Genomic DNA, 23184 nt, shown 5'->3' with positions numbered 1-23184 from the left:
TCCTCGTCAGTGATCGCGTCCGCGTTGCAGGGCCTCGTAACGGGCCTTGAATGCCTCTTGGCGCAGCCGCGAGGCGTCGTCCTCGGTCGGTGCGAGCGGCGAGTCCTGCCAGGTGCCGGTCGCGTGGTCGAAGACCGAGAACCGCCAGCCGCGACCGACCTTGAAGACCTTGGTCACGTCCTTGCCGGCTTGCTCCATCGCCTCGAGCTTGCCGAGCTTGTCGAGACCGCCGGGATTCGTCGCAGTGCGCGGCGTCTCTTCGGCGGGTCGATGCTCGGTCAGGTTGAAGCGGTTGTTTTGGATCTCGCCCTGCACGTCGAGCTCGACCGATTCGACCCCCGGAAGACGCGCCAAGATATAGCCGGCCATCATCATCCCGAGCTTTTGGTTCTCGGACTCGAGCGCGGTGAGCAGCTTGTCGGCGACGATCTGGCAACGCTGCAGCCGATCCGGTTTTTCGACCCACTCCCGGCTCATTTGCCAGCCGGCATCCATATCCAGGTCGAGCTTCTCGAAAAAGGGCTGAGCCTGGCCGATCAGGGCATCGGGGACGTTGAGCTCGTAGATCCGATCGTCGATGATGGCTTTCAGAAGCATCGGTTGCCTCGCACGTCGTTGGTGATGGTCTCGGATACTACTATACCGAGCGCGCTCGACCTCGCGCAGGTTCGATGCCGAGACGCGTTCTCAGTCTATTGATCTCTTTTTGCGGCTGCGGCGATTGCGACGCGCGTCGGGTCGTCCTCGGAGCACAGCATGTTGTTGACCATCCCGGCGCTTCTCAATACCGCTCAGATCGCGAAGATCCAAGAGACGATCGCCGGCGCAACCTTTGTGGACGGCAAGTTGACCGCCGGCTTCGCCGCGGGGCGGGTCAAGCACAACGAAGAGCTGCGCCCGGATCCCGAGCGCATGCAGCGGCTCATTCGGATCATTATGGCCAGTCTCGGCCATCACGAGACCTTTCGGTTCGGCGTCCTGCCGCATCGGGTCGCCGATCCCATCGTCGCCCGCTACACCCCGGGCATGGCCTACGGGGAGCATGTCGACGATCCGATCATGGGGACGACCGGTCCGCGTTTCCGATCCGATGTCTCCATGACGATCTTTCTCAACGACCCCGCGTCCTACGACGGCGGCGAGCTGTCCATCCGCACCCCGTTCGGCGAGCAGAGGATCAAACCGGCCGCGGGCGATGCCGTCGTCTATCCCTCCTCGAGCTTGCACCGGGTGCTGGAGGTCACGCGCGGGGAGCGTCTGGTCGCCCTGACCTGGATCCAGAGCTACGTGCGCGATCCCGCACGCCGAGAGCTGCTCTACGAGTTGAATCTCGCCCGCGAGCGATTGCTCAAGACCGCACCCGAGGAGGATACCACCGCCTACGTCGATCGCTCCTACGCGAACCTGGTGCGCATGTGGAGTGATCTCTAATGGAGCGGCGCAGAGATTCCGAGACCGTCCGAGATCATTTTCGTTGTCGTTGTCGTTGTCGTAATCGACCATCGGATACGACCACGACCACGACCACGACCACGACCACGACAACGAACGGTCTCGACACATCTGCCGTGCTGCACCAGCCCACGTCCGGCCACGACGGAGCACAACATGCGTCGAGTCTTCGTCGCGCTCGGGGATCGCCCGGGGTATCGTTCGGCGCGGGCTGGATGGGTTTCGCTTCGCTCTACCCATCCTACGCGTTTCGGTTGTTTTTGAAGGGTTCTTAAACCGCGCAGGCTCCAACGGTCGTCGAGTCTGCCGGAGTCGATCCCATCCGAGAACATCGTCTACCGCGCCGGGCGCGGTTTAAGCGGGCAAACAACGCTGTCATCAAGAGTAAAGGGGGCGAGCATGCAACAGGCCAGTGACGGAGATCGCGTCTTCTTGGACCGAGCGGTCGAGGCCTTCATCCGGATCGCGTTTGTCGCGATCCTGGTCGCCTGGTGTTTCGAGATCATGCGGCCCTTTATCGTGCCCTTTGCCTGGGCGATCATCATCGCGATCGGACTCTATCCGGGTTACGACCGGCTCACGCACCTCCTGGACGGGCGTCGAATCCTCGCCGCCGTCATCATGTCCTTGCTCTGCTTTGCGCTGCTGCTGGTCCCGGCGCTGCTGCTCAGTGCCTCGCTCGTCGGGGAGGTGCACACCCTCATCGATGCCTTCAGCCACGAGTCGCTGAAGATTCCGCCCTTGCCCGATACCGTTGCGCAGCTGCCGCTGATCGGCGACGACATCGCCCGTGTCTGGGCCGAGGGCACGTCGAATTTCAGGTCGGTGCTCGTGCAGATCGAGCCCGAGCTCAAGGTTGCCCTGCATTGGACGATCGGGGTGGCCGGCGGGGCCGGGGTGGGGCTGCTGCACATCCTCGTCGCCATCCTGATTGCGGGCTTTCTGCTCGCTCAGGCCGAGGCAGGACAGCGCGCGAGCGTTGCCGTTGCACGGCGGTTGGCGGGTGCGCGTGGCGTCGAGTTCGCCAAGCTCTCCGAGGCGACCATTCGCAGCGTGACCCGTGGCATTCTCGGTGTCGCTCTGATTCAGTCGCTCCTCGCCGGGCTGGGGTGGCTGGCGGTCGGTGTCCCCGCGGCCGGACTCTGGGCGCTGCTGGCGCTCGTGATGTGCGTGGTCCAGATCGGGATCCTTCCGATCACGGTGGCGATTCTGGTCTATGTCTTTTTCCAAGTCGGAACCTTCACCTTCCTCGCGTTTCTGGTCTGGAGTCTTTTCGTGTACAGCCTGGAGCACATCTTGAAGCCCATCCTTCTCGGGCGCGGGGTGGATGTCCCCATGGCCGTTATCTTCGTCGGTGCCATCGGCGGTTTCCTGAGTGCCGGAATCATCGGGCTCTTCGTCGGTTCCGTCGTCCTGGTGCTTGGCTACAAGCTCTTCCTCGCGTGGTTGCACGGCGGGTCAGAGTCCGGCGGGCATTCCGCTACGATGCCATCGACGGAGGATCCCGCGCCGCAAGGCTGAATCTTTCCGGAGTAACGTGTCTGAAATAATTCGAGCATCCAATCCCTTCGTTGTCGTTGTCGTTGTCGTTTTCGATTACGACAACGACAACGACAACGACAACGAGGACAAGAACGACGACGACGAGCGTTGCTAAGGTATTTCGTCGAGTTGATTTGTTCGAAACCGTTCTTCCCGAGACACGGAGTCTTTATCGATGTCCGATTTGATCCTCCACTTCGAGCGCCGCCCCGGCTGGGGCGCGATCGTCCGCGCCCACGTTTGGGATGCCCAGCCGATCGGGCCTCGTACCGATTGGCCCGGTGTGCCGATGGAGGCGCTCGACGAGCACTGGTATCGGATCCGCCTGCCCGGAACCCGCTCGGCACATCTGGTCTTCACCGACGGCGAAGGTCATCAGACGCACGACCACTTTCGCGATGCCGACGGCTGGCTCGACGCCAGGAGTCACTGGCACGATCATCGTCCCGGTCATCGTGTGCGGTCCGTGAAGGACGCCGAGCCGCCGCGCGTTTTGCGGCCCGTGCCCAGCTTCACGACCGAGCTGCGCCCGGTCTCCGAGCGGAGCGATTTCCGCGAGGAGACCATCTACTTTCTGATCACCACGCGCTTCTACGACGGCGATCCCTCGAACAATTTCTTCTGCCGCGACCGCATCCAGCTCGACGAGGCCGGCCATCCGGTCGATCCCCATTGGCGCGGCGACTTCAAGGGCCTGATCCAACGCCTGGATTACATTCGCGATCTCGGATTCACGGCGATCTGGATCACGCCGCCAGTGGAGAACCGCTCCGGTCTCGACTACCACGGCTATCACCCCTACGACTGGACGCGCATCGATCCGCGCCTGGAGTCATCCGGAGCGACCTACCAAGATCTGATCGACGCCGCCCATGCCAAGGGCGTCAAGATCATCCAGGATGTCGTCGTGAACCACTCCTGCCAGTACGGCATCCGGGGGCAGGTGCATATCGACCATCTCCCGATCAAGTATTACGTGCCGCAAGGCGCGGAGCAGGGGCGGGTCGATCACGGACCCTACCAAGGCCACCTCGGCAATTACGTCTGGCCGAATCGCGACGACATCGATAACCCGGTCGCGCCCCGATGGTACCGCGAGCGCCACGGGCGAGATCCCGACGGCATCGAGCCGCTGGTCGATCCCAAGACCGGCGAGACGGTGCCCAAGCCCGGCTACAACCCCGGGCGTTTCTTCGGTGTCGACCCCGATGATCTGGACCCCGAGTGGTATCACCAGGAGGGTTTCATCTGCGGCGGCGATTGGGAGAGCCCCCATGCGCTCCAGCACAAGCACCTGGCCGGCGACTGTATCGACCTGGCGACCGAGCACCAAAACGTCAAGGATTATCTGATCGGCGCGATCAACCGCTATCTGGACATGGGCGTGGATGCGCTGCGCATCGACACCGTCAAGCATGTCGAGCGCGACAACCTGCTCGAATACATCAATGCCTGGAAGGCCCACAAGCCGGGTCTCTTCGTGTTCGGCGAGAATCTGGTCAAGGGCTACGGGTGGGGCGATCTCGGCGGCGGCGACAACGGTCCATCGCAGATCCGCCCCTGGTGGTACACGCGTCTCGGCCATGACCCGCAGGATCCCGAATCCGGCGGCGACTCGGGCTTCCCGCAGCTCGATTTCGGCCTCTTCTCGACCTTCCGCGATACCGTGAGTAAGGGCACCTATGCCGGTACCGCTCAGATCCTCGGCATGGACTGGATCTACGGCGACGTGACTCAGCTGGTGACCTTTCTGCAGAACCACGATGTCGGTCCGGACAACGACTTCAAGTACCGCTTCAAGGGCGAGCAGTGGATGGCCGCCGCGGCCTACAACCTCATCTGGACCGTACGCGGGATCCCCTGTTTGTATTTCGGCGAGGAGATCGAGTTCATGAAGGGCGCGCCGCAGGATGTCGAAGGCGAGCGCGACACCCTGCATCAGACCGGTCGCGCCTATTTCGGCGATCACCTGACGGACGCGCGTCTCGACGCGACGCAGAGCAACCCACTCTATCGCCACATCCAGCGCCTCAACCTGATCCGCCGTGCGATTCCTGCACTCCAAAAGGCCGGGTTGAGCCATCTGGCCGAATGGGGCAGCGGGATGCGATTCGTGCGCGATCATCCCGAGAGCGGGACCTATGTGGTGGTCGGTCTCTCCATCGGCTCGGATCAGGAGATCGGGATCGACGGGATCCGGCCGGGGATCTATCGCGACGCCGTGACCGGCCAAGAGCAGGTATGTCGGGGTCGGTTGGTCTTCCACGTCAAGGCCAATTCGGCCGGCATCTATGTCCTGGACGGACCGGGCAAGATCGGCGAGGACGGGGTATATTTGCGCTGAACCGCGCCCGGTACGGTATGCGATGTTTTTGGATGGGATCGGCCCCGGCGGATTTGACGACCGCTGGAGACGGCGCGGTTTAGGGTGCCAACGCGGGAGGCTCCGCGAGCGGCGGCAGTTCGCGTTTCGGGCCGAGCCAGGTCACCAGCTCGGAATCGCCCGAGGACCATTGGCCTTTCGTCTGATTGTCGGGCGCACTGCCGGTGAAGACGAGATAGCTGTATTTCCCGTAGTGCGGCAGCTTGCGAGCGAGACCGGGGAGTGCGGCCGGCTCGCTCGCGGCGAGCCAGCCGAGCGGCTGTCGGTCCCGCCACGCAGTCAGCACGGGGCTGACCTGTGCGCCGTCGAGCGGGTTGTCGCCGCCAAGTCGGAGTCGACGCTGCTCGGGCTCCAGCACGACGCCTTGCGCCATCTGTGCAAATCGATCGAGCCAACGGTTCTCCCAACCCATCAGCCAGACCGCCCGGTCCTCGGGCAGCGCCTTGAGGGTGTCGTCCCACCGGATCTCCCAGCCGGGGTGACCTGTCTGCCATGCCTCGGCGAGACGCCGGTAGCCGTCCTTGAAGGCATCGGGTGCCCCGGCGGGCAGGACCATGAGCCCGAGGTCGGACCCGAAGAGGTTGCTCAATGCGACGGGTGTCTCGCCCGGGAGCAGCTCCCGAAAAACGTCGAACCAGGGGTCGACCGCGACCCGGACCGGCGCGGACGGCAGGGTGACCGTGAAGTCCGCGCTTGCTCCGGTGAGGTCGACGACGAGACTGACCGGGTCGCCCGTCTCTTGATGCACGAGTACGGGGACACGCACGGGGAAGGGCTCGCGGCCTTGGGTCTGCTCGATGCGGCCGGTCAGCGCGAAACCCCCGCCGTCGGGGGCCACGGCCACGTCCGCCAGTCGGAGTCTCGGCGCACCGGCGCGCGTCGTCCAGGTCTCGAAAAAGGCGGCAAGATCGCGCCCACTCGCGGCCTCGAACGAGCGGCGTAGATCATCGAAGTCGGCGACACGGAAACGGTTGTCGGTCCAAACGCGCTGGAGGCCGGCCTTGAACGCCTCGTCGCCGAGCTGGCGGCGCAGCATGTGGAAGAGCATGGCGCTCTTGCCGTAGCCGATCGCCTGGGAGGCCGCACCGTGCCGGCCGCGGAACGCGACGACCGGAAAGTCGCTACTGTCCCGCACATAGTCGGCGTAGCCCTTGAGCATCTCGCGCCGATAGACCCAGCCCTCGCCCGCGCGCTCGCGGATCAGGTGATCGGCCAGGTAGGTCGTGAGCCCCTCGGCCCAGTTGCCGGCTTGGTAGTCCACATAGACGCCGTTGCCCCACCAGTTGTGGAGGATCTCGTGAGGGTAGGACGTCTGGATGATAAACGGCAGGCGGATGACTTGGGGGCCTAGAAGAGTAAAAGAGGGCATGCCATAGCCGGTCTCCCAGAAGTTCTCGACCAGCGCGAACTTGGCGAACGGATAGGCGCCGATCAATTCCGAATAGAGGTTGATGTAGGTGGCGGTCGCGTCCAGATATCGCTGTGCAAGGGCGGTGTCCGCTTCGCGCAGGTAAACCTGAGCCTCGTATTCGGTGTCGCCGGCCTGAGCTTGATCGACATAGCGCTCGAACTGTGCTGCGATCAAATAAATGTCGTCCTGCGGATGGCTCTCGCGCCAGGTGGACAGGCCGCTTGCCGGATCGCCCGGCCCCTCGCCCTGCGAGACGGCGGTCCAGCCGTCCGGGAGCGACACCGCGAGCCGAAAGGTCTGAAGGCTGTCCGGGATGCGCGGATACCAGCCGCTGTTGCCGTCGAGAAAGACGCCCTCGGGTGCAATGGTGCCGCGCGACCATTCGCGGGCACGGCCCATGCCCTCGGCGATCTGCTCGCGTGCGTGACGGATGGCCCCGCCGTAGGTCAGGGTGACGGCGCCGGGTCCGGTGAGGCGAAGCCGGTAGCCGGTGAGATGCCCAAGGCGTTCGGCGATGTCGATTCGCGCATTCTCGGAGGTGACTTTCGGCTCCATCCCGGCGTGCAGCAGCAACAACCATTCCGCTCTGTCGTCCGGGAGTGTCAGCGTATCCCGCACCTGCAGGGTGCCCGCAGCGGGGTCGATATGGGCCTCGATCGCGTGATCGACGAGCACGGCGTCTGCCGAAACGTAGTTCGACCCGAGAAGGATCGACCCGAGAAGGATCGACCCGAGAAGGATCGAACGGAAGAGCAAGAGGCTTGAAACGAACGGGTTTCGCATCAGTCTAGGGTCCAGGCGGCTGAGGGATCGGGAGCGCGAGCGAGCTGTCCGCATTGCGCCGTCAACATATATGCGGGCCGCATCGGCTCATGACCAGAGAGGATTTTTCGTGTCCTACTTTCATCTGTCGCTGTTCGTCGTCACGGCCGTGCTGGTGTCCGGGGCCTGCGCAGGGACCGGGTCTGCGCCTCAGAAGACACCCCCCGCACAAGCGGACGTGTCGCCGGCGCCCGACCCGGAAACCCGTGTCCTGCATCTTGCCGCGCTGTCGGACATGAGCGGTCTGCTCGATCGCATCGCCGATCGGCGTGTCGTCTTTGTCGGGGAGAGCCACGACCGCTACGAGGACCACCTCAACCAACTGGCCGTGATCGAAGGTCTGCACGCGCGCGGTAACCCCCTGGCAATCGGGATGGAGTTCTTCCAACAGCCCTATCAGGCGGCGATCGACGCCTATATCGCTCGCGAGATCGACGAGGCGGAGTTTCTGCGCCGAACGGAATATTTCGACCGCTGGCGTTTCGACTACCGGCTCTATCGTCCTATCCTGCGTTTCGCCAGGGAGCACGGCATCCCGGTGATTGCGTTGAACCTCGAGGCCGAGCTGACCCGGCGTGTCGGCGAGGTCGGCATCGCGGGTCTGACCGAGGCCGAGCGCGCACGGATCCCGGCCGAGATCGATCGCAGCGACCCAACCTACCGCGAGCGCATCGAGGCGGTCTTCGCGATGCACCCGAGCGAGCGCAAGCAGGACGTGGAGAACTTCATCGAGGTCCAGCTCCTCTGGGACGAGGGGATGGCCGAGCGTGCGGCGACCTATCTCGAGGCGAACCCCGGGCGCACGCTCGTCGTGCTGGCCGGATCGGGGCATGTCGAGTACGGGCAAGGGATCCCCAGTCGGCTGACGCGCCGTCTCGATGTCCCGTCGGTGACCATCCTCAACGGGACCCAGCGCGGCATGGATCCGGCCGCCGCGGACTTCTTTCTCTATCCGAAGGAGATTGCGCTGCCCCCGTCCGGTCTGCTCGGCGTGATGCTCGAATCGGGGATCGACAGGGGCGGTGCGCTCGTCCAAGGCTTCGCGGAGTCGAGCGGCGCCAAGGATGCGGGTCTCCAGGAAGGAGATCGTATCGTACAGATCGGCGACCAATCGGTGAGTGCCTATGCCGATGTGCGCATCGCCTTGCTCGACAAGGGGCCGGGAGAGAAGATGCCCGTCGAGGTCCTGCGCGAGCGCAAGCTGGGTACCGACGAGCGGCTGAGCTTCCAGGTGGAGCTGCGTTGAGCCCTCGGCGACCGGAGCTGCTCTCGCCCGCGGGCTCGCCGCAGGCCATGCGATATGCCTTCGCCTACGGGGCCGATGCAGTCTATGCGGGCCTGCCCCGATACAGCCTGCGGGTGCGCAATAACGCCTTCGACGGCGCGACGCTCGCGAGCGCCATCACCGAGGCGCACGCGAACGGCAAGCGCTTCTATCTGGCCGCGAACATCCTCTCGCACGGCGCCAAGCTCAAGAGCTTCGTCACTGACCTGGAGCCGATCGTCGCGATGGGTCCGGACGCCCTCATCATGGCCGACCCCGGCCTGATCATGCTGGTGCGCGAGCGCTGGCCGGATCAGGCGATCCACCTTTCGGTCCAGGCGAACACCACCAATGCCGCGGCGGTGCGCTTCTGGGCGGCGCAGGGGGTCTCGCGAGTCATCCTCTCGCGCGAGCTGTCGTTGGACGAGGTAGCCGAGATCCGCGCCGCCTGCCCGGACGTCGAGCTCGAGGTCTTCGTGCACGGCGCGCTCTGCATCGCCTACTCGGGGCGCTGTTTGTTGTCGGGCTACTTCAATCATCGCGACGCCAACCAGGGCGCCTGCACCAATGCGTGTCGTTGGGATTATCGGGTGGCGAGTGCCGTGTCGACCGAGCCACACGCACCGAGTCCGGACCTGTCCATCGACATTGCGGGTAACACCGCGGGCGCGTCGCGGCATCCGGCCGCCGACGAGGTCTATCTGCTCGAAGAGCGCGAGCGCCCTGGCTCCTATCTGCCGATCTTCGAGGACGAGCAGGGGACCTATATCCTCAACTCGCGGGATCTGCGTGCCGTCGAGCATGTCGCGCGGCTGGTGGCGATGGGGATCGATTCGCTGAAGATCGAAGGACGGACCAAGTCGCACTACTATGTCGCGCGCACCGCCCAAGTCTATCGTGCCGCGATCGACGACGCGTTCGCCGGGCGTGCGTTCCGCAGCGATCTGCTGACCGATCTGGAAGGGCTTGCCAACCGTGGCTACACCGAGGGCTTCTACCGGCGTCATGCCCCGAGCGAGCTGCAGAGCTACGATGACGGGGCCTCGCGCAACCAGCGGCAGATCTTTGTCGGCGAGGTCACCGGCAGCAGCGACGGTTGGGCGGACGTCAGGGTCAAGAACCGTTTCGCGGTGGGTGATGAGCTGGAGCTCTTGACCCCGGCCGGGAATCACCGCTTCCGCTTGGAATCCATGCGCAGAGACGATGATACGGAGCTTCAACTCGCGCCGGGAGACGGCTGGGAGGTGCGCATCCCCGTCCCGCCACCGGTTTCCTCGGCCCTCGATGGGCACGCGCTGCTGACCCGAATACTGTCCGAGCCCCTCGCCTCATCGTCCGTGTAGGTGACGCTCACCAAAGGAAGCACAAGGTTCCGCCGGCCTGTTGTGCCTCGCGTGGCTCGGCACAACCCACGGCGCGTCCAGGATCACCGCCGTAGGTTGTGCTGACGACAGGAAGCACAACGCTGCGCCAGAAACCGGGTTCAGCGAATCCAATCAATGAGATGCATGAGCGGGTCTGCGTTGGGCCCCGGCTTGATCGCCCGCCCGTACAGGCTCTGCCCGGCCTCCAAGACGGAATCCGGATCGCCGGTGATCAGCGGATGCCAGGTCGGCAACGGCTTGCCCTCGGCCAACAGCCGGTAGGCGCAGGTCTCCGGAAGCCACCGCGAGTAAGCCAGCGCCGCAGGTGTCAGGGTGACGCAGTCGGGCATGCGCCGCGCTCGATCGGCGTAATCGCTGCACCTGCAGGTGTCGAGATCCAGAAGCGCGCAGGCGACGCGCGAATAGATGATGTCCCCGGTCTCCTCTTCCTCGAACTTCTCGAGACAGCATTTCGCGCAGCCGTCGCAGAGCGACTCCCACTGCTCGGGGTTCATGGCGGAGAGCGGGGTCGTTTCCCAGAATCTCGCCATTCCTTCAACCGGGCCTTGATCGGGTTCGCTCATCTCGGGCATATCCACAGGTCACTGATATCGCCTATCTTGATCGATCCGCACGGTCGATGCACCCCGCATCGGGCGGGCCGATCACTACCGAATCCGTTAACGCCGGCACCTAGGTCCAGCTCGTAATGCCTCTCACGGAGACACGGAGACACGGAGACACGGAGACTTGACTTTCTTGCGAACCCGGATCGAGCCGCAGAGACCTTATGCACACCGATACGCATCGCCCGACGGGAGACTCGGAAGTTTCGGGCCTGCTCGTTCATTGTCCAAGCAAATCCTTAATCCATTGTTTTTATTATTAGCGTATCATTTCTCTTGGTCAGGGGCTTCCAAAAAACAGTGACATGGACACTGCTTGCATTCCCTAATTCATAACTCGCCCACAGACTTATCCACAGGCTGACGTTGCCTTTTCCGGTGCAACGGAGCGGGCTAAGATCACTCCGACGTCGCCTCGGCCGACGACCGGCTGCCGATACATCATCAGAGGAAGACACCATGCCGCACACTCTGGTTGAAACCCCCATCGGCGCGATCGCCATCCATTGGAACGGCGAGACCTTGACCGGCGTCGATCTGGACCCGCCGGCCGCGTGCGTCGACGTGGGCTCGGAAGCGATGCCGTCGGCCATACGGCAACAGCTTTTGGCCTACTTCGAGCAACCGTCGGACGGTTTCGATCTCCCGGTTGCGCTGAACGGCACGGATTTCCAACAACGGGTCTGGGCCGAGCTGCGTCGGATCCCCGCGGGCGAGACCCGCACCTACGGCGAGATTGCGCGAGGACTCGGGAGCGCTCCGCGTGCGGTCGGACAAGCCTGTCGAGCCAACCCCTGTCCGATCGTGGTGCCTTGCCATCGAGTGGTCGGGGTCAAGGGCCTCGGCGGTTTCTCGGGCGATATAAGTGGACGCAAGCTTGAGGTCAAACGCTGGCTTCTCTCGCACGAGGCCCGTAAACCGCGTCCGCGGTCCGAACAGGCGTTTGAGCCGGGTCCGCTGCCGGAGTTTCCCCGTGGATTTTTCCCGGACGCGGTTTAGATGATAAAGAACAAAAACGTCAATGACTTCAACCGCGTCTGCTTCGGCGCTCGCGGACTGCTGCAAGGTCGACCCCGGATGACGCCCGCGGTCCTCGCTCGTAAGACCGGCTACCCAAAACATCAGTCGCTCGTGACACCCGCTCTGCGGTGTCACGCTTGCCCCGTGGCGCTCTGCGCCACGTGCCATGATGGCCGGAGTGACGAGCAAGGCCCGCCATCGCATGTCGCGGGAGACGCGGTTTAATGCCCACGGATCTGGGGGTCATCGAGGGTTTCGCCGATGCGCTCTGGCTCGAGCGGGGTCTGAGTGCGAATACGCTGGCGGCCTATCAGTCGGATCTGCGAGCCTTTGCCGTCTGGGTCGCGCGCGAGCGTAGTCGCTCGCTGATCGAGGCGCAGCGGCTCGATCTGCTGGATTATCTGGTCGTTCTCTCGCAGGAGGGTCGCAAGCCGCGGTCCAGTGCGCGTCTGTTGTCCTGCCTACGCCAGTTCTATCAATATCTGCTGCGCCGCGGCGTGATCCGCGAGGATCCGAGCGCCCGGGTCGAGGCGCCGAAGCTGGGTCGACCCCTGCCCAAGAGCCTGAGCGAGCTTGAGGTAGAGGCGCTGTTGGGTGCACCGGACACCGCCGATGCGCGGGGGCACCGGGACCGGACCATGCTCGAGGTGCTCTACGCGAGCGGTCTGCGGGTGACCGAGCTGGTGACCCTGACGACCGGGCAGGTCGGTCTGACGCAGGGCGTCGTGCGGATCGTCGGCAAGGGCGACAAGGAACGGCTGGTGCCGCTCGGCGAGGAGGCGACATCCTGGCTGCTCGATTATCTGCGCGGACCGCGTGCCGATCTGCTCGGCGGTCGCGTCACCGACTTTCTCTTTCCGACCTGCCGCAGCGAGTGCATGACGCGCCAGGCGTTCTGGCTGCTGATCAAGCGCTATGCGCTCGAGGCGGGCGTCTTCAAACCCCTGTCGCCCCACACCCTGCGACATGCATTCGCGACGCACCTGCTCAACCACGGCGCGGATCTGCGGGTGGTTCAGATGCTCTTGGGCCACAGCGACCTTTCAACCACACAGATCTACACCCATGTTGCGCGTGAGCGTTTGAAGCAGCTCCATGCACGCCACCATCCACGTGGCTGACCGAGGGCGATGCGCGAGCGGTTCGCTTTTTGCGGATTTTCTCGCACAATGGCCGTCTTCGGCGACCCGCCTGTGGAGCAAGAGAACCTATGCCATCGTTTGACATCGTCTCGGAGATCGACCTGCAGGAGGTCCGCAACGCGGTCGACCAGGCCAACCGCGAGATTGACACCCGGTTTGACTTCAAGGGCGTGAAGGCTAGCTTCGAGCTGAACGACGGAAACATCCTGATGATCGGCGAGCAGGAGTTTCACCTGCAGCAGATGATGGATATCCTTCGCCAGAAGCTGGTCAAACGCAAAATCGATCTCTCGTCGCTCGATCCTGCCGATCCGGTCTCCAATCTCAGCGCGGCCCGGCAGGAGATCGCCCTCAAACAGGGTGTCGACAGCGAGACCTCCAAGCGCATGGTCAAGGCGATCAAGGCGAGCAAGACCAAGGTGCAGGCACAGATCCAGGGGGACCAGGTCCGGGTCTCCGGAAAAAAACGCGATGACCTCCAGGAAGCGATTGCGCTGCTGCGCGGCGAAGACTGGGGTTTGCCGATCCAATTCACCAACTTCAGAGACTAAGATTCCAATGATGAATGCCAGAGTTTCCTCGCTCGCCCTCGCTGCACTGATGCTTGCCGCCCAGTCCGCGTGGGCGTCGCCCGAGAAGACCATTCGGGATGCGCTGGGCAAGATCGTGCCGGGCGTTGAGATCGACAGCGTGACCGCCTCCCCTGTGGAAGGGCTCTACGAGGTCATGGTCGGCACGCAGCTGATGTATGTCACCGCCGACGGACGTTATTTCGTCGACGGGAGGATCGTCGATCTCGAGACCCGAGAGGATTTGAGCGAGCCGCGTCTGGCCGGGGCGCGCAAGGGGTTGGTCGACGCGGTCGGTGAGTCTCAGATGGTCGTCTTCGGGCCGGACGACGCCAAGCACACCGTGACCGTCTTCACCGACATCGAGTGCGGCTACTGCCGCAAACTGCACGGGCAGATGGACGAATATCTCAAAGAAGGAATCCGTGTCCGTTATCTCTTCTATCCCCGCGCAGGTCAGGGTAGTCCCGCCTACACTGAGGCCGTGTCGGTATGGTGTGCCGGCGATGCCGCCGCCCAGCGTACGGCCATGACGGACGCAAAGGCCGGTAAGGCGATCGCGGAAAAGACCTGCACGAACCCGGTCGACGCGCACATGCTGCTCGGCCAGGAGCTTGGTTTGCGCGGGACCCCGGCCATCCTCACCGAGACCGGAGAGATGATCCCAGGCTATGTGGAGCCCAAGCGTCTGGCGGCCCAGCTCAACGGGGCGCCCGGATCCTGAGCCGCCATCCTTGAGCGCAGGCGATGACGTCGAAGCGATGCGTGTTGGCGTCATGACGGCTCATACCCTCGAATATGCCTGGCGCACCGACCGTGGCCGCGTGCGTGCAGGCAACGAGGATGCAGTGGCCGTCGACCCTGCGTTCGGCTTTTTGATCGTGGCGGACGGCATCGGCGGCGCCCGTGCCGGCGAGGTCGCAAGCGAACTGGCGGCGGAGGTCATTTCCAAACGGTTCCGAGAGGACATGGCCTATCGACAGCACCCGGACGCGGCGAAGGCCTTTGTCGAGACAGCGATCCAGGATGCCAATGTCGCCATTTGGACCCTGAGCAAAGCGGAGCCGGATCTCTCCGGGATGGGGACAACCGTGGTCGTCGGGGCCGTCGGAGACGATTGGCTGGCCTTCGGCTACGTGGGTGATTCGCGACTGTATCGGTTGCGCGAGGGACGATTGGAGCCGCTTTCGCGGGACCATTCCTTTATTCAGGAGGTTGTCGACCAGGGCTTCTTCAGCACGCGCGAGGACGCCCGCCGCTACGGCATCGGGGCAAACATCCTGACCAGGGCCTTAGGCTCGTCGCCTAAGGTCAATGTCTCCGGTGGGGTTGCCGATCTCGCACGCGGCGATATCTTCCTTCTTTGCACCGACGGACTCACCGGCATGGTCCCGGAAGACTGGCTGTGTCAGGTGCTGACGGCGAGCTTCGGGAACGATCTCGAGCCCGCCGCCGAGGCGCTGGTGCGTCTCGCCAACGAGCGTGGCGGCAACGACAACATCACCCTGGCGCTGCTTCGGGTCGGCGGGCCCTCAACCGAATCCCGCTAAGGAACGATTCCACAAACAAATAACCATGTATGCTGGGGTGAGCTTGCGAACCCCAGCTTGACGCCTGCGCCAGGGGTGCCGGGGTTCGCAAGCTCACCCCAGCCTACGGAAAGGATCCGGGAAAAGGGCGCAGGTTCGTTTTCTGCTAAGCTTTCCCCTTGCCCAGACACCCCCCGAGTCCATCTTGACGCTGTGCCGTTGCATCTCTTGATGATATGCCGTTGGATGCCTCAGGGGCTATCCCTGGAATTTTTCCGGTTTTTCGCACGCAAAACCCTTGCGGCCTTTTCGATGCCAACTCTCCTGCGGCAAGACGGATTTCAATTCTTCTTCTATGCCAACGAGCATGAGCCAACACGTTCATGTCGCCAAGGGTGACGACTACGCCAAAATTGAGCTGCATACCTTTTGGGAATTATTCTTTCATTTGCCGTGGTACGGGAATCGAATGGCCGGACTTGGATTATCATCTCAGCATCGAAAGCATGCTCGCCTATTCTGAGGAACGTCAAGTCGCATAGGCCGAGAAGAGGTTCGTTTCTAAGCTTCCCCCATGACCAGACGTCCCCGAGTCCATCTTTTTGCCGGCTGATTCCCGCGCAAGATCCGTAGCCGACTCTTTTTCTCCGCCAGCCGACGCACTCACTCCGGCAGCGCGTCCTCTTGCAGGAGCTGCTCGACGCTGAACGGGCATGTTTCGGGGAAGTTTGATGGCGCCAGGCCCGTCTCAAGCATCGCTTGCTTGCGGGCACCGTCATAACGGCTGGTGGCGAGCTCAGCGAGTCGCGGCCGAAGGCTTGGGCTATCGCGAAGGATCGCGGAGATCTCATCGCGAGCATTCGCGATGGACAAGCGCCAGTTGATTCCTCGATGGCTCGGTTGATGCCGCCACTTGAGCAGGTGAAGCATTAGGATTTTCAGGTGGCTTTCAAGCGCGCGCAGGTCGCTCTTGCCCATGTCTTCGATCTCCTCGGCGACCTGCGCTAGATCCACCTGATCGACGCATCCCGAACGCAGCCGCTGGGCCGTTTGCAGGGTCCAGGCATAGAAATCGCCATCGTATTCGGCATGCCGATCGGTCGGACTGGTCATGGGTACCCCGCAAGGAGCGTTCCTTCGGCGTCGGCGCGTCGATCCTTACAAGCGCAGATCTCGGCGTCTCGGCATCAAGAATAGGTCATCGCCGCATTGGTTGCGAGCGCTGCTCGTCTCGTCTTTTCCGATTCCCATGCACCGGAGAATGTGCAACGTCAGCGCTGCCGCAAGCTGGGGTTTGCAGGCTTACCCCAGCCTACGAGCTTTGCCGTGGCATGGACGCCCCGGTCGCCCGCGTGGGACATCGGTGTTGTAGGCTGGGGTGAGCGGGTGCGAACCCCGGCATGGCCACCGCCACCCTGTAGGGCAAACCGCGGTGTGCCCGACGTCACCGCGGGCAGCCCTTCAAGGATTAGACACTCGATCTGCCGCCAGATCCTTCATGCGATACACCAACTCCAAAGCCGCTCGGGGCGTCAAGCCGTCCGGCTCGATGGCCTCCATGGCCTCCAGAAGGGGATGCGGCGGGGCGGGCTCGGGATCCGGCGGGAAGAGCGAGAGCTGCACTGCATCGCGCTCCGCGTGTCGCCGCGCACCCGCTTCCAGCTCACGTAACCGCTCCCGTGCGCGCGAAATCACCAAGGCCGGCACGCCTGCCAGTGCGGCGACCGCCAGGCCATAGCTCTGGTTGGCTGGACCCTCGCGCAGGGCGTGCATGAAGACGATGCGCGCGCCATGCTCGACCGCGTCGAGGTGGACGTTGGCGATTCCCGGATATTCCTCGGGCAGCGTGGTCAGCTCGAAATAGTGGGTCGCGAAGAGCCCGTAGGCGCCGATGCGGGTGGCCAGCTCAACGGCACAGGACCAGGCGAGCGAGAGTCCGTCGAAGGTGCTGGTGCCGCGCCCGACCTCGTCCATCAAGACCAGGCTTTGGGCGGTCGCGTTGTTGAGGATGTTGGCCGTCTCTTCCATCTCCACCATGAAGGTCGAGCGACCGCCGGCGAGGTCGTCCGAGGCGCCGATTCGCGAGAAGATGCGGTCGATCGGGCCGATGGTCGCCGCGCGCGCCGGGACGTAGCTCCCGCTGTAGGCGAGCAGCACGATCAAGGCGTTTTGGCGCATGTAGGTCGATTTGCCGCCCATGTTGGGGCCGGTGATGACCAGCATCCGGCGGCGGCGATCAAGCCGCAGGCCGTTGGCGATGAAGGGGTCGTCGAGCACCGTCTCGACCACGGGGTGGCGTCCGTCGTCGATCTCGATGATCGCCTCGTCGGTCAGGCGTGGGCGGGACCAGTCTAGCGCCCGGGCGCGTTCGGCCAGATTGGCCAGTACGTCCAGCGTGGCGATAGCCTCCGCGCTCGCCTGCAGAGGCGCGAGCGACTCGGCGAGGGTACCGAGCAGGTCCTCGTAAAGCGCCTTTTCCCGTGCCAGCGCGCGCTCTCGGCTGCTCAGTACCTCGTCCTCGAAGCGTTTGAGCTCCGGCGTGACATAGCGCTCGGCGCCCTTGAGCGTCTGTCGGCGGATGTAGTCCTCCGGGACCTGATCGGCCTGACTGCGACCGAGCTCGATGTAATAGCCGTGGACCCGGTTGTAACCGACCTTGAGTCCCGGGAGCCCGGTGCGCGCGCGCTCGCGGGTCTCCAGGTCGAGCAGGAAACGATCGGCGTTGCTCGACAGCTCGCGCAGCCGATCGAGCTCCGCATCGAGCCCGGATGCGATCACGCCGCCGTCGCGGATCAGCATGGGCGGTTGGGCGATGATGGCGCGTTGGAGCAGATCGAGGACGTCGGGATGTGTGCCGACCGCCTCGGCGAGGGTCACGAGCAGCGGGTCGTCGCAGCCGTCGAGCGGTGCGCGCAGATCCGGCAGCACGGCCAGCGCATCGCGCAGCGTGGTCAGGTCGCGCGGTCGTGCCGAGCGCAATGCGATGCGCGAGAGGATGCGCTCCAAGTCGCCAATCGCGGCGAGGACCGTCTGCAGGTCGGCGTGCATGCCCGTGTCGATCAATGTCCCGATCGCAGCATGACGAGACTGCACCTCGAAGCGCGTGCGTAAGGGGCGGCCGAGCCAGCGCCGCAGCAAACGGCTGCCCATCGCAGTTGCGGTGCGGTCGAGCACGCCGGCCAGCGTGTGCTCGGGCCGCCCGCCGAGACTCTCGATGATCTCCAGGTTGCGCCGGGTCGCGGCATCCAAGATCAGGGCCTCGTCGCGCTGCTCGGTCGTGAGTCCACGCAGGTGGGGCAGGGCGGCGAACTGGGTGTCGCGGACATACTGGAGCAGACAACCCGCAGCGCCGACGGCGAGGTCCAGCCCCGTGCAGCCGAAGCCGTTGAGGTCGCGGGTGCCGAACTGGTCGCAGAGCAGACGCTCGCCGGTGGCGCGGTCGAAGTGCCAGCTCGGGCGGCGGGTGATGCCGCGGTCCATGCGCAGTGTATCCGGGAGTTGGCTGTCCTCGCCGACCAAGACCTCGGCCGGCTTCAGGCGCTCCAGCTCGCTGGCCAGCGCCTCGCGGGTGGCGACCTCCAGCACCGAGAATCGCCCGCTTGACAGTTCTGAAAACGCCAGGCCGTAACCGTCGCGCCCCTCGGAGATCGCGGTGAGCAGGTTCTCGCGTCGGTCGTCGAGCAGGGCCTCGTCGGTCAAGGTCCCGGGCGTGACCAAGCGCACCACCTTTCGCTCCACCGGACCCTTGCTCTTGGCCGGGTCGCCGATCTGCTCGCAGATGGCGACCGAGACACCCTTGCGGACCAGACGCGCTAGATAGGCCTCGACGGCATGATAGGGCACGCCCGCCATCGGGATCGGCTTGCCCGCCGACTGGCCCCGCTTGGTCAGGGTGATGTCCAGCAGGCGCGCGGCGCGCTCGGCGTCCTCGAAGAACAGCTCGTAGAAATCGCCCATTCGATAAAAGAGCAGCATCTCCGGATACTCCGCCTTGAGACGGAGGTACTGCTGCATCACCGGGGTGTGCGCACTCTGGTCGGGTTTATCCATTGTGTCTTTCAATTCCTGAACCGCGTCCCGCACCACGCGCTTGATATCCGGCGGCGCACGCCGTCGCAAGAAGTTCCCGGATGACTGGAGACGCGGTTCAGACCGCCTCGACCTCGGTCGAATCGCCGTACATTTCGATCCCGAGCCGCTCGCCGACCTTGCGTGCCCGGCCGTCGATCATCGGCGAGATGACGATCAGGCGATTGGCCTTGCGCTCGTGTCGCCGCTCGTAGAAGCGCGCCTTGCGCTCGAAGATGTACATCCCGGCTTTGTCGATCGAGGACCTCAGCTCGCAGATCAGCAGCAGACCGTTCTTGATGATGACGTCCAGCTCAATCTGGTCGGGACGGCCGAAGACCTCGCCCGAGTCGTCGTAATCGGTGACATTGACCACCTGAACGTCGAAGCTCTGCTCCAGGATGGCGGCCAGGGCGTCACGGAACGCCTTCTCAGATTGAAGTCCCCAACGCGAGCCGAGCGCACCGATGCCGCGATCGAACTTCTGCGTCTGGGCCATGATTTCGTTGTGTAGGCGTTTGAGCTCTTCCTGATTTTCGTCCCAGCGGCGATTGCTGTCCGCTCGGCTTTCCTCCCAAAGACGACGCTGCTCGGCGCGGTTCTCGTCCCAAAGGCGACGCCACTCGGCTTGGTTCGCCTCCCACTTTTGCGCTTGCTCCTCGCGGATGCGATCAAGCTCGACCTGGTTTGCCTCCCACTTGCGCTCCTGCTTCTCGCGGTCGCGACGAAGCTCGCCGAGCAGTTCGTAGAACCGATCTCCGGTCTCCTTGCGGTCGGCGTATTCGTCCCGTGTCAGCTCAAGCACATAGGTTCGGAACGCAGGATCCTCCCGCAGCCAAGTCGGCAGCTCGCGCTTGAGGGTGTCTTTCAGGGATTCTGTGGTCATGTCCGATGCTGAAAAACGCCTTTGGATCTTGGTCCGAGTCTACCAGAGCCGCGGGCGCGGAGCATTCTCCCGGACTCTCGCCGACTGCTGCGGCTGGTGCTTGGCTCGGTCCCGCGAGACGACGGAGCGACGGGTGCCGATGTGTCGCCTCCAATACGATACGGCAGCACGGAACCCGCGCCGCCGTAGGCTCTGGGAGTGCAGATGCCTCCTCAGCCCTGCCGGCTCTCCCCGATCTGTTCGCAATACTGGCTGAGGTTGTCCGGCACGCCGGGAGGACAGACGCCGCATTCCCGGTTGCCGGGTACGGCGAAGTCGATGAACTTGGGGTAGGCGAGATCAAGCCCGTTCATCAATTCGACGAAGGACTCGAGCGAGCGGTTGCCGCCGAGCCGGGGGTTGCGTGTCTTCTCCTGTGCGATGCTCGAGACCCAGCGTCCCTCGTAGTCGTGAGCGGGGTAGACCAGCGTCTCGTCGGGCAGGGCGAAGAGCTTTCCGGCCACGCTGTGATACAAGGCCGCCGGGTCGCCGCTCTGAAAGTCGGTACGACCGCAGGCATCGATCAGCAGTGCATCGCCCGTGAGTAGCCGCTCCCCGATCCTGTAGGCGTGATGGCCGTCGGTATGACCGGGCGTGAACAGCGGGTCGATGCGCAGACTGCCGACCGCCAGCGGTATTCCTTCCTCGATCGGCACATCGACGCAAGCCAGCGCGTCTATCGCGGGATGCGCGATCCGGCTGCCGGCTTCGCGCTTGAGCGTGAGTGCGGAGGTGATGTGATCGGCGTGGACGTGTGTATCGAGGGTGAAGAGCAGCTTGAGCCCGAGCTTCGAGACCTCGGCCAGATCGCGCTGCCAGGTGGGCAGCACCGGGTCGATCAAGATCGCCTCGCCCGTTTCTTCGCAGGCGAGCAGATACGTGTAGGTGCTGGAAATCGGCTCGAACAGTTGTTTGAAAATCATCTGGTCCTCCGGTGAGAATGACGCGAGCGGAAGGCGTATGGGGTAATACCCCGGACCTGCACCTTAGGGTGCGATCGATCGGTGGTGTGAATGGAAGTCGCGATTGGTGTCGGTTGTGACCGCGGGACGGAGCTCACCACGCTGAATGCCTGTTGGCTTCGGCCTTGGCGCTTGTCGGACCCGTGAAGATGCGTTGGCTGGCGACCATCGCCCGGAAAAGCGGCGAGCCGGCGATCTTGGCCTTGACTGCAGCCGAGTGTTTGTTGATCCATCCGGCCTCGGCGCTCGCGTGCATCGTCGGCTTTGGTCATCCTTTCGTCTAGGCCTCTCGGGTTCCCCCGACCGGATGTCAAACTCCGGCCCGCACGGCGGACTGAAGTCCGCCTCCCCGGGAGCCGACTGAAGTCGGCGAACCCGGGTGGCGATCCGGACACTGTCGATGTGGCCGAAACGATGATCGAGGCCCATCGAGGTGCCCAATCCGTCGGCGCAGATGCTTCGTGATCTCGGTATCCTCGCGGTCGCCGAGGCGGCTGCGCTCTTGGCGGCCGATGCTGAAATCGGCGATCTGCTGCTCGATAACGTTCAAATAGTGGGGCGAAGACGGTAAGCATGTCACCCTGGCGGTCAAGGCTTAGCGACGGCGAGGCGTCTGCCGATCGCTGCCGGAGCGAGTGCCGATCGCTGAACCGGCCTTCCGCAGCCGGACGCAGGCTGTTGGGACTCGACTCGCGCTTACCGTTAGAATGCCGCCATGCGAAACGATCTCAAGCTTCCCCGGCTCTACAAGACGCTCCTCATGCTGGCGCTCGTCTTCGGCCCCTTTTACTGGCTGGCCTTCACCGAGGACGGGCAGCGGCGCACCGATCTCGCCCTCATGTTCCTGCTCGGCAAGCCCGAGATGAACGCGGCCTTGGACTCCTTCACCAGCGCTTTGACCGAGGGGCAGATCCGCGAGACCTTCCCCAAGCTCGCGTTTCAGTGCGCCGACGGGGCGAATCCCTTCGGCGACCGTCTCTGCGCTGCGGAGATCGGTGCCTTCAACGGGATGCCGGCATCCTCGGTGACCCTGTTTCTGGTCGGCGACGGGCTGCGTGCGGTCAAGGTGGCGTACCGCCGCATCTACCATCCCTTGATACGCGACTGGGTGGATGGGCGTGTCGGTCGGGCCGATGGTCTGCCGACCTCGGAGGAAATCAACGAGACCGGAGACGGTGTCGCGACATGGACGGTGCCCGACGGCTTGCTGATCATGCGCGACGGCGAGCTTGCGCGCGAGGACGATCCGGCCTTGTTCTGGCTCTCGCGCGCCGCGCTTGCTCGGCAGGCCGCGGCCCACGCACCGGATCAGGTCCCGTTGAACTGATCCAGGAAGAGTTTGATCGAGATCAGGACCGAGGACACGACCAGGATGGGTCGCACCAGCACGGCCCCGTGCTTGAGCACCAGATGCGATCCCAACCAAGCACCGATGAGCTGTCCGACCGCCATCGAGCCGGCGACGATCCAGACGACGTGTCCGCCGAGCGTGAAGAAGATCAGCGCCGCCAGATTGCTCGTGAAGTTGAGCAGTTTGGTGTGTGCGGTGGCGCGGCGCAGATTGTAGCCGAGCAGCGCGACATAACCCATTGCGAAGAAGGTCCCGGTGCCCGGGCCGAAAAAGCCGTCGTAAAAGCCGACACCGACTCCGACCGTCACGGCGAAGACAGGCGTCGACAGCCGCTGGTGCGAGTCCAGATCCGAGACCCGCGGCGAGAAGAGAAAGTAGAGCGCGAACCCGACCAACAGTATCGGGATCAGACGCTGCAGCGCGGCGCTGTCGATCTGCTGGACCAAGATCGCACCGAGTGCGGCGCCGACGAAGGTGCAGGCGACCGTGAAGGCCGCGCCGCGCGGCTCGATTAGGCCCTTGCGCATGAAGTGGATCGTCGCACTGCCGCTGCCGAAGACCGCCTGCGCCTTGTTGGTGGCCAGGCTTTCGACCGGGCTCAGACCGGCCCAGAGCAGGGCCGGGATGGTGATGAGTCCGCCGCCGCCAGCGATGGCATCGACAAAGCCCGCGAGCAACGCGAGGCCGAACAGGATCAAGGCGATCTCGGGGGAATCCACTCGGGTCTGCGTCCTCGCCGTTCAGGTTGAAATCC

22 protein-coding genes are annotated in these 23184 nt (G+C 64.1%); 13 read left to right on the top strand and 9 right to left on the bottom strand.

Features of this window, described 5'->3' with window-relative positions:
* Nucleotides 1-6: 6 nt before the first annotated feature.
* The gene (locus AADX97_RS19295) at nt 7-597 is read right to left on the bottom strand and encodes a hypothetical protein (protein ID WP_374235319.1); all 591 of its coding nucleotides are present in this window, start codon (nt 595-597) and stop codon (nt 7-9) included.
* A gap of 159 nt (nt 598-756) precedes the next feature.
* Between AADX97_RS19295 and AADX97_RS19290 the strand changes: the two genes are divergently transcribed.
* The 3 genes from AADX97_RS19290 (at nt 757) to AADX97_RS19280 (ending at nt 5338) form a co-directional block, all read left to right on the top strand.
* Nucleotides 757-1431, top strand: a complete 675-nt coding sequence (locus AADX97_RS19290; RefSeq protein ID WP_374235320.1) for a Fe2+-dependent dioxygenase — start codon at nt 757-759, stop codon at nt 1429-1431.
* A 420-nt stretch (nt 1432-1851) separates the two neighbouring features.
* Nucleotides 1852-2973 carry an AI-2E family transporter gene (locus AADX97_RS19285; RefSeq protein WP_374235321.1) on the top strand — a complete coding sequence of 374 codons (1122 nt, stop codon included), beginning with the start codon at nt 1852-1854 and terminating at the stop codon, nt 2971-2973.
* Between the two features lie 196 nt (nt 2974-3169).
* Complete coding sequence (locus tag AADX97_RS19280; protein WP_374235322.1) at nt 3170-5338, top strand: alpha-amylase family glycosyl hydrolase; 2169 nt, start codon at nt 3170-3172, stop codon at nt 5336-5338.
* Nucleotides 5339-5417: 79 nt separating this feature from the next.
* On the opposite strand, the gene AADX97_RS19275 is transcribed toward AADX97_RS19280, so the two are convergent.
* The gene (locus AADX97_RS19275; RefSeq protein ID WP_374235323.1) at nt 5418-7571 is read right to left on the bottom strand and encodes a M1 family metallopeptidase; all 2154 of its coding nucleotides are present in this window, start codon (nt 7569-7571) and stop codon (nt 5418-5420) included.
* Nucleotides 7572-7680: 109 nt separating this feature from the next.
* Between AADX97_RS19275 and AADX97_RS19270 the strand changes: the two genes are divergently transcribed.
* A complete protein-coding gene (locus AADX97_RS19270; RefSeq protein WP_374235324.1) occupies nt 7681-8856 on the top strand; it encodes a ChaN family lipoprotein in 1176 nt (391 codons plus the stop codon).
* A gap of 47 nt (nt 8857-8903) precedes the next feature.
* The gene (yegQ, locus tag AADX97_RS19265) at nt 8904-10217 is read left to right on the top strand and encodes a tRNA 5-hydroxyuridine modification protein YegQ (protein ID WP_374235374.1); all 1314 of its coding nucleotides are present in this window, start codon (nt 8904-8906) and stop codon (nt 10215-10217) included.
* Between the two features lie 140 nt (nt 10218-10357).
* Here yegQ and AADX97_RS19260 read toward each other — a convergent pair whose 3' ends face one another.
* A complete protein-coding gene (locus tag AADX97_RS19260; RefSeq protein WP_374235325.1) occupies nt 10358-10822 on the bottom strand; it encodes a YcgN family cysteine cluster protein in 465 nt (154 codons plus the stop codon).
* Nucleotides 10823-11323: 501 nt separating this feature from the next.
* On the opposite strand from AADX97_RS19260, the gene AADX97_RS19255 reads away from it, so the two are divergent.
* The 6 genes from AADX97_RS19255 (at nt 11324) to AADX97_RS19230 (ending at nt 15666) form a co-directional block, all read left to right on the top strand.
* Nucleotides 11324-11863, top strand: a complete 540-nt coding sequence (locus AADX97_RS19255; RefSeq protein WP_374235326.1) for a methylated-DNA--[protein]-cysteine S-methyltransferase — start codon at nt 11324-11326, stop codon at nt 11861-11863.
* Between the two features lie 245 nt (nt 11864-12108).
* Nucleotides 12109-13005: a site-specific tyrosine recombinase XerD gene (gene xerD / locus AADX97_RS19250; protein ID WP_374235327.1), complete on the top strand. Its 897-nt coding sequence runs from the start codon at nt 12109-12111 to the stop codon at nt 13003-13005.
* A gap of 89 nt (nt 13006-13094) precedes the next feature.
* Nucleotides 13095-13577 (top strand): YajQ family cyclic di-GMP-binding protein, encoded by a 483-nt coding sequence (locus tag AADX97_RS19245; RefSeq protein WP_374235328.1) that lies wholly within the window; start codon nt 13095-13097, stop codon nt 13575-13577.
* Nucleotides 13578-13584: 7 nt separating this feature from the next.
* On the top strand, nt 13585-14319 hold the full coding sequence (locus tag AADX97_RS19240) for a DsbC family protein (RefSeq protein ID WP_374235329.1): 735 nt from the start codon (nt 13585-13587) through the stop codon (nt 14317-14319).
* 10 nt (nt 14320-14329) lie between these two features.
* On the top strand, nt 14330-15145 hold the full coding sequence (locus AADX97_RS19235) for a PP2C family serine/threonine-protein phosphatase (RefSeq protein WP_374235330.1): 816 nt from the start codon (nt 14330-14332) through the stop codon (nt 15143-15145).
* 362 nt (nt 15146-15507) lie between these two features.
* Entirely contained in the window at nt 15508-15666 is a 159-nt protein-coding gene (locus AADX97_RS19230) for a DUF2442 domain-containing protein (RefSeq protein WP_374235331.1), read from the top strand.
* Nucleotides 15667-15787: 121 nt separating this feature from the next.
* Here AADX97_RS19230 and AADX97_RS19225 read toward each other — a convergent pair whose 3' ends face one another.
* The 5 genes from AADX97_RS19225 to AADX97_RS19205 form a co-directional block, all read right to left on the bottom strand.
* Nucleotides 15788-16237: a DUF29 domain-containing protein gene (locus tag AADX97_RS19225; RefSeq protein ID WP_374235332.1), complete on the bottom strand. Its 450-nt coding sequence runs from the start codon at nt 16235-16237 to the stop codon at nt 15788-15790.
* Between the two features lie 348 nt (nt 16238-16585).
* Nucleotides 16586-19174 (bottom strand): DNA mismatch repair protein MutS, encoded by a 2589-nt coding sequence (mutS, locus tag AADX97_RS19220; protein WP_374235333.1) that lies wholly within the window; start codon nt 19172-19174, stop codon nt 16586-16588.
* Nucleotides 19175-19271: 97 nt separating this feature from the next.
* Nucleotides 19272-20078, bottom strand: a complete 807-nt coding sequence (locus tag AADX97_RS19215; RefSeq protein WP_374235334.1) for a PD-(D/E)XK nuclease family protein — start codon at nt 20076-20078, stop codon at nt 19272-19274.
* Between the two features lie 212 nt (nt 20079-20290).
* Nucleotides 20291-21040, bottom strand: coding sequence for an MBL fold metallo-hydrolase (locus AADX97_RS19210; protein WP_374235335.1), 750 nt, complete (start codon nt 21038-21040; stop codon nt 20291-20293).
* A gap of 133 nt (nt 21041-21173) precedes the next feature.
* Entirely contained in the window at nt 21174-21335 is a 162-nt protein-coding gene (locus AADX97_RS19205) for a hypothetical protein (protein WP_374235336.1), read from the bottom strand.
* Between the two features lie 177 nt (nt 21336-21512).
* Between AADX97_RS19205 and AADX97_RS19200 the strand changes: the two genes are divergently transcribed.
* The gene (locus AADX97_RS19200; protein WP_374239316.1) at nt 21513-21650 is read left to right on the top strand and encodes a hypothetical protein; all 138 of its coding nucleotides are present in this window, start codon (nt 21513-21515) and stop codon (nt 21648-21650) included.
* A 144-nt stretch (nt 21651-21794) separates the two neighbouring features.
* Nucleotides 21795-22406, top strand: a complete 612-nt coding sequence (locus AADX97_RS19195) for a hypothetical protein (protein WP_374235337.1) — start codon at nt 21795-21797, stop codon at nt 22404-22406.
* On the opposite strand, the gene AADX97_RS19190 is transcribed toward AADX97_RS19195, so the two are convergent.
* Complete coding sequence (locus AADX97_RS19190; protein ID WP_374235338.1) at nt 22388-23149, bottom strand: TSUP family transporter; 762 nt, start codon at nt 23147-23149, stop codon at nt 22388-22390. The genes AADX97_RS19195 and AADX97_RS19190 overlap by 19 nt on opposite strands.
* Nucleotides 23150-23184 lie beyond the last annotated feature (35 nt).

Origin of the sequence: Thiocapsa sp. C2-2m (genome assembly GCF_041903745.1) — a bacterium.
GTDB lineage: Bacteria > Pseudomonadota > Gammaproteobacteria > Chromatiales > Chromatiaceae > Thiocapsa > Thiocapsa roseilacustris.
The sequence above is the reverse complement of the archived record's forward strand: the minus strand, read 5'-3'. Positions and strand labels throughout refer to the sequence as shown.